Source organism: Hydrogenophaga sp. (assembly GCF_018780075.1).
Taxonomy (GTDB): domain Bacteria; phylum Pseudomonadota; class Gammaproteobacteria; order Burkholderiales; family Burkholderiaceae_C; genus Hydrogenophaga.
This window is the reverse complement of sequence record NZ_JADMKB010000158.1, coordinates 1-5,190: the sequence shown is the minus strand read 5'-3', so window position 1 is coordinate 5,190 and position 5,190 is coordinate 1. Positions and strand designations below refer to the sequence as shown.

Sequence of the window (5,190 nt, the reverse complement as noted above, 5' to 3'; positions counted from 1 at the left end):
TGCTGTTGAGCGTGCTGCCGCCGCCCAGGCCGTCGAGCTGCAGCGGGTCGGAGGCACCGATGGCGCCGATCAGCGCCTGGTCGCGCGCCTCGTCGCCTTCGGGCAGCCAGTCGCGCAGGAAGAACGGCCCGCGCGAGGTGCCGGCGCGCATCAGGACACAAGGGATGGAGAGGGACATGGCGTGGTGCAGAGTGAGGGTGGAGCGCACATCCGCTTGTGCGTTTTTCCAGGGCACCGCCGGGCTGGCTTCGCCAGACGGCCAGTGCCGCCCCCCCTGGGGGGTGACGCGAAGCGGCGCGGGGGGACTCAATCTGCCGTCAGCTTGCCTCTGACCACCACGGCCTTCCACTTCGCCAGCTCGGTCTTGACCAGGGCACCCAGCTGCTCGGGCGTGCTGGTCTCCACGTCGGCGCCGTGGTCCTCCATGCGCTTGACCACCTCCTTGTCGGTCAGCACGGTGTTGAGCGCCTGGTTGATCTTGGTCACCACGTCCTTGGGCGTCTTGCCCGGCGCGAAGATCGCGTACCACTGCTGCACCTCGACGCCGTCCACGCCGGCCTCCTTCATGGTCGGCACGTCGGGCAGCAGCGGGGAGCGCTTGGGGCCGGCGATCGCCAGCGCCTTGAGCTTGCCGCCCTTGACGTGCGGCAGCGCGGTGAACAGGCTGGGGAACATGAACTGCGTCTGGCCGCCGATGGTGTCGTTCACCGCCGGCGCCGCGCCCTTGTAGGGCACGCTGATCATCTCCACGCCCGCGTTCATCTTGAACAGCTCGCCCGCGAAGTGCGGCGCCGTGCCGTTGCCGGCGGTGGCGTACACGTAGCGCTCGGGCTTGGCCTTGAGCTGGGCCACGAGGTCCTTCACGTCCTTCACCGGCGTCGCGGCGTTGGCCACCAGCAGCGTGCCCGAGTAGCCCACCAGGCCCACGGGTTCGAAGTCGGTCACCGGGTCGTAGCGCAGCTTCTGCAGCGCCGGGTTCATGGCGTGGGTGGCGATGTAGCCCAGCATCAGCGTGTGGCCGTCGGGCGTGGCGCGCGCCACGGCCTCACTGGCCAGCGCGCCGTTGGCGCCCGCCTTGTTCTCCACGATCACGCTCTGGCCCAGCAGCGTGCCCAGCTTCTGCGCGATGGTGCGGGCCATCAGGTCGTTGCCGCCACCGGCGGCGGTGGGCACGACGATGGTGATGGTCTTGGTGGGGAAGGCCATGGCGGCGGGGGCAAAGGCGGCGGCCAGGGCGAGGGTGATCGCGGTTCGTGTGATGTTCATGGTTTGTCTCCTGTCGGTTGAAAGTGAGCGAATCATCCGGCGATCAAAGGCATCTGTGAATTGCATAGTTGGGATCTATTGATCCACAATGTGCATCAATCAAAACTCCCCCGGTCCGGCCCCTTCCATGTCCGCACACTTCGATCTCAACGACCTGTTCGCCTTCCGTGCCGTGGCCGAACTCGGCAACTTCCGCAAGGCCGCCGAGTCGGTCCACATCTCGCAGCCCGCGTTCAGCCGGCGCATCGACAAGCTGGAGCAGGCGTTGGGCGTGCGGCTGCTGGAGCGCAGCACGCGTCGCGTCAGCCTGACGGTGGTGGGGCGCGATTTCGACCGCCAGCTGCGCCAGATCCTCGACGCGCTCGACACCACGCTGCTCGGCATCCGCGGCGTGGCGGCCACGCGCATGGGCGAGGTCACCATCGCGGCCGTGCCCTCGGCGGTGAACTACTTTCTCTCCAGTGTGATCGCGCGTTACCACGAGCGCTACCCGCGCGTGCGCATCAAGATCATCGACGAGAGCGCCAACGCGGTGCTGTTGGCGGTGGCGCGCGGCGAGGCCGATTTCGGGCTCAATTTTGTCGGCTCGCAGGAGTCCGACGTGGAGTTCAAGCCGCTGAAGGAAGAGCAGTTCGTCGCGGCCTGCCGGCGCGACCACCCGCTGGCCAAAAAGCGCCAGGTGCGCTGGGCCGAGCTGGCGCAGCACGACTACATCGCGGCCGACAAGGTCTCGGGCAACCGCCTGCTGCTGGACCAGGCGCTGGCGGGCATGGCCGGGCAGCCACAGAGCCTGTACGAAACGCGGCACGGCACGACCATGATCGGTCTGGTGGAAGCGGGGCTGGGCGTGGCGGTCGTGCCCTCGATGGCCATGCCGGGGAAAGACCACCCGCTGCTGGTCAGCGTGCCGCTGGTGGACCCGGTGGTCAAGCGCATGGTGGGGCTGATCAAGCGCCGCTCCACCGTGCTCACGCCGGCCGCGCAGGAGTTCTACAACCTCTGCGCCGAGATGCAGAGCGGCCCGCCGCGCCGGCGCACCAAGGCGAGCGCGTAGGCACGCGCGCAGCGGCGATCGTCAGGACTTGCGGGTCGGGATGCGCAGCACCACCCAGGCCCCGATGGCGCCCAGCGCCACCAGCACCAGCTGCGCGATCCAGCGGTGGCGGAAGCTCCAGATGGAGAAACTCACCATCAGCAGCATGGAGCCGACCGCGATCACCTTGGTGCGCCGCGTCAGGCTGCGGTCGCTCTCCCAGTCGCGCAGCATCGGGCCGGTGAGCCGGTGGTTGAGCAGCCAGGCGTGCAGGCGCGGCGAGGCCTTGGCGTAACACGCGGCGGCGAGCAGCACGAAGGGCGTGGTCGGCAGGCCCGGCAGCACCACGCCGATGACGCCCAGCACCAGCGCCACCGACCCGGCCACCCACAGCAGGCCGCGCACCACGCGCGAGTGGTGGGGCGTGGGCGCTTCGCGCACCGGTGGGCCTTCGCCCTGAGGGCTGTGGTGCGCGCTGGCGGGCGAGCGGTCAGGCGCTTCGCTCATGGCGCGAACAGGCCCAGGGGGTGGTGCGCCACTGCGACGCTGGCCATGAAGCCCACGACGGCCAGCGCGGCGACGAAACACCCGGCCTTGGCCATCCGCGTCGGCGCCCGCTTGAGCGCGAGCGTGCCGAGCACGATGTAGACGATCAGCAGCACCAGCTTCGCGAGCAGCCAGTGGTCCTGCGTGGGGTTGAGCTGCCGCAGCCACCACAGCGAGCCGCCCGCGAGCAGCAGCAGCGAGTCGATCACCGGGCTCAGGCCACGTGCCCAGGCCTGCATCGGCCAGGCCAGCCCGGCCAGCACGCCGGCGCCCCGTGCCGCGAACAGCGACACGCTGAGCGTCACGAGGGTGATGTGCAGCGGCAGGAGCCAGGGGTAGAGGGCGGCGACCCATTCGGGGGATGGCATGGTTTGCGCATCATAGGTCGCCGCGCATCGGCGCAACCCCTGTCCGCGCCGACGAAGGCGCGGGACGCTTGGGGGCAACGACCCGGGCAGTGGCGGAGCGTGGGGGCCAGCGATCCGGCGCCGGGCCGCCCCAAGCCGGATCAGCCCCCTCGGGGGGCAGCGACCCGCGCAGCGGTGGAGCGTGGGGGCTCAACGGGCCAGCCGCCGGGCCGCCCCAAGCCGGATCAGCCCCCTCGGGGGGGTAGCGACCCGCGCAGCGGTGGAGCGTGGGGGATCAACGGGCCAGCCGCCGGGCCGCCCCAAGGCAGGCCCAGCCCCCTCGGGGGGGCAGCGACCCGCGCAGCGGTAGAGCGTGGGGGCTCAACGGGCCAGCCGCCGGGCCGCCCCAAGGCAGGCCCAGCCCCCTCGGGGGGCAGCGACCCGCGCAGCGGCGGAGCGTGGGGGCTCTTACCCTTCCAGCGGCGGGTAGTCGGTGTAGCCCTTTGCGCCGCCACCGTAGAACGTGGCTTTGTCGGGGGCGTTGAACGGGCCGCCCGCGCGCAGGCGGGCCACCAGGTCGGGGTTGGCGATGTAGGTTTTGCCGAAGGCCACGAGGTCGGCGCCATCGGCCAGCGCCTGCTGGGCCAGCGTCAGGTCGTAGCCGTTGTTCACCATCCAGGCGCCCTGGCCGCCGGCCGCGCGGTAGCTGGCCTTGAGCCCGGCGTAGTCGAACGGGCGGTCTGGCAGTTCGCGCGGGCCGCCGGTGGCGCCTTCGATCAGGTGCACGTAGGCCAGCTGGTAGGGCGCGAGCTTGCGCACCACGTGGTCGAACAGCGGCTGCGGGTCGGCGTCCACCACGTCGTTGGCCGGGGTCACCGGCGAGAGCCGGATGCCGGTGCGCGCGCCGCCGATGGCGTCGGTCACGGCGGCCACCACTTCGAGCAGCAGGCGCGCGCGGTTGGTGACGCTGCCGCCGTAGTCGTCCTTGCGCTGGTTGCTGCCGGTCTTGAGGAACTGGTCGATCAGGTAGCCGTTGGCGGCGTGGATCTCCACCCCGTCAAAGCCTGCCGCGATGGCGTTGAGCGCGGCATGGCGGTAGTCCTGCACGATGCCGGGGATCTCTTCGGCGTCGAGCGCGCGCGGCTCGGAGGTGTCGACGAAGGTCGGCACGCCGTCCTTGATCAGCACGGTCTTGGTGTGGGCGCGGATCGCCGAGGGAGCGACCGGCTTGCCGAAGTGGGGTTGCAGGTCGGTGTGCGAGACGCGGCCGACGTGCCAGAGCTGGGTGACGATCGTGCCGCCCGCGTCGTGCACGGCTTTCGTCACGCGCTTCCAGCCGTCGAGCTGCTCGGTGCCGTACAGGCCGGGCACGTCGGCGTAGCCCTGGCCTTGCTGGGTGATGGCGGTGGCCTCGGTGATCAGCAGGCCCGCGCTGGCGCGCTGGGCGTAGTACTCGGCCATCAGCGGCGTGGGGATGGCGTCGGGCGCGCGGTTGCGCGTGAGCGGGGCCATGACGATGCGGTTGGCGAGGTGCAGGCCACCGGCCTGGAGGGGGTCGAAGAGGGAGGTCATGTGGGATCGGATCGGGTAGACACGGGAACGCACAGACTACGCGGAAAACGGTGGGCGTGCCGGCGCCCGGCGCACAGAGCCCGGCGCACCACGGGCATCCCCGGGGCGTCCTGCGACCGGGTGCGCAAAGGCAGACAATCGGGCGCATGACAGCTTTGCAAGACATCCGCCTCTCCCTGCTCGATCTGGTGGCCGTGCGCGAGGGCGGCACGGTGGCCGACGCGCTGGCCATCGCCCGCCGCACTGCCCAGCACGCCGAGGCGCTGGGCTTCACCCGCTACTGGCTGGCCGAGCACCACAACATGAGCGGCATCGCCAGCTCGGCCACAGCCGTGCTGGTGGGCCATGTGGCCGGCGCCACGCAGCGCATCCGCGTGGGCTCGGGCGGCGTGATGCTGCCCAACCACGCGCCGCTGGTGGTGGCCG

The 5,190-nt window shown here is 70.9% G+C and carries 7 protein-coding genes; 2 read left to right on the top strand and 5 right to left on the bottom strand.

Going from position 1 to position 5,190, the window contains the following annotated elements:
* Together IV088_RS24000 and IV088_RS23995 are read right to left on the bottom strand one after the other, a co-directional pair.
* A partial coding sequence (locus IV088_RS24000; RefSeq protein WP_291106964.1) for a PrpF domain-containing protein occupies nt 1-178 on the bottom strand: 178 nt, incomplete at its 3' end.
* A 128-nt stretch (nt 179-306) separates the two neighbouring features.
* Complete coding sequence (locus tag IV088_RS23995) at nt 307-1,266, bottom strand: tripartite tricarboxylate transporter substrate binding protein (RefSeq protein ID WP_291106962.1); 960 nt, start codon at nt 1,264-1,266, stop codon at nt 307-309.
* A 127-nt stretch (nt 1,267-1,393) separates the two neighbouring features.
* On the opposite strand from IV088_RS23995, the gene IV088_RS23990 reads away from it, so the two are divergent.
* On the top strand, nt 1,394-2,320 hold the full coding sequence (locus IV088_RS23990) for a LysR family transcriptional regulator (protein ID WP_291106961.1): 927 nt from the start codon (nt 1,394-1,396) through the stop codon (nt 2,318-2,320).
* 21 nt (nt 2,321-2,341) lie between these two features.
* On the opposite strand, the gene IV088_RS23985 is transcribed toward IV088_RS23990, so the two are convergent.
* From IV088_RS23985 to IV088_RS23975, 3 genes are all read right to left on the bottom strand, one after another.
* A complete protein-coding gene (locus IV088_RS23985) occupies nt 2,342-2,806 on the bottom strand; it encodes a YbaN family protein (protein ID WP_291106959.1) in 465 nt (154 codons plus the stop codon).
* On the bottom strand, nt 2,803-3,213 hold the full coding sequence (locus tag IV088_RS23980) for a SirB2 family protein (protein ID WP_291106957.1): 411 nt from the start codon (nt 3,211-3,213) through the stop codon (nt 2,803-2,805). The genes IV088_RS23985 and IV088_RS23980 overlap by 4 nt, the downstream gene beginning before the upstream one ends.
* A 447-nt stretch (nt 3,214-3,660) precedes the next feature.
* Nucleotides 3,661-4,764: an alkene reductase gene (locus tag IV088_RS23975; protein WP_291106955.1), complete on the bottom strand. Its 1,104-nt coding sequence runs from the start codon at nt 4,762-4,764 to the stop codon at nt 3,661-3,663.
* A gap of 146 nt (nt 4,765-4,910) precedes the next feature.
* On the opposite strand from IV088_RS23975, the gene IV088_RS23970 reads away from it, so the two are divergent.
* The coding region (locus tag IV088_RS23970; RefSeq protein ID WP_291106953.1) for an LLM class flavin-dependent oxidoreductase at nt 4,911-5,190 on the top strand (280 nt) is incomplete at its 3' end.

Bases quoted from the DNA above. Each gene is read 5' to 3' on its own strand.
- IV088_RS23985 (WP_291106959.1), bottom strand. From the start codon at position 2,806: ATGAGCGAAGCGCCTGACCGCTCGCCCGCCAGCGCGCACCACAGCCCT.
- IV088_RS23980 (WP_291106957.1), bottom strand. From the start codon at position 3,213: ATGCCATCCCCCGAATGGGTCGCCGCCCTCTACCCCTGGCTCCTGCCG.
- IV088_RS23975 (WP_291106955.1), bottom strand. From the start codon at position 4,764: ATGACCTCCCTCTTCGACCCCCTCCAGGCCGGTGGCCTGCACCTCGCC.
- IV088_RS23995 (WP_291106962.1), bottom strand. From the start codon at position 1,266: ATGAACATCACACGAACCGCGATCACCCTCGCCCTGGCCGCCGCCTTT.
- IV088_RS23990 (WP_291106961.1), top strand. From the start codon at position 1,394: ATGTCCGCACACTTCGATCTCAACGACCTGTTCGCCTTCCGTGCCGTG.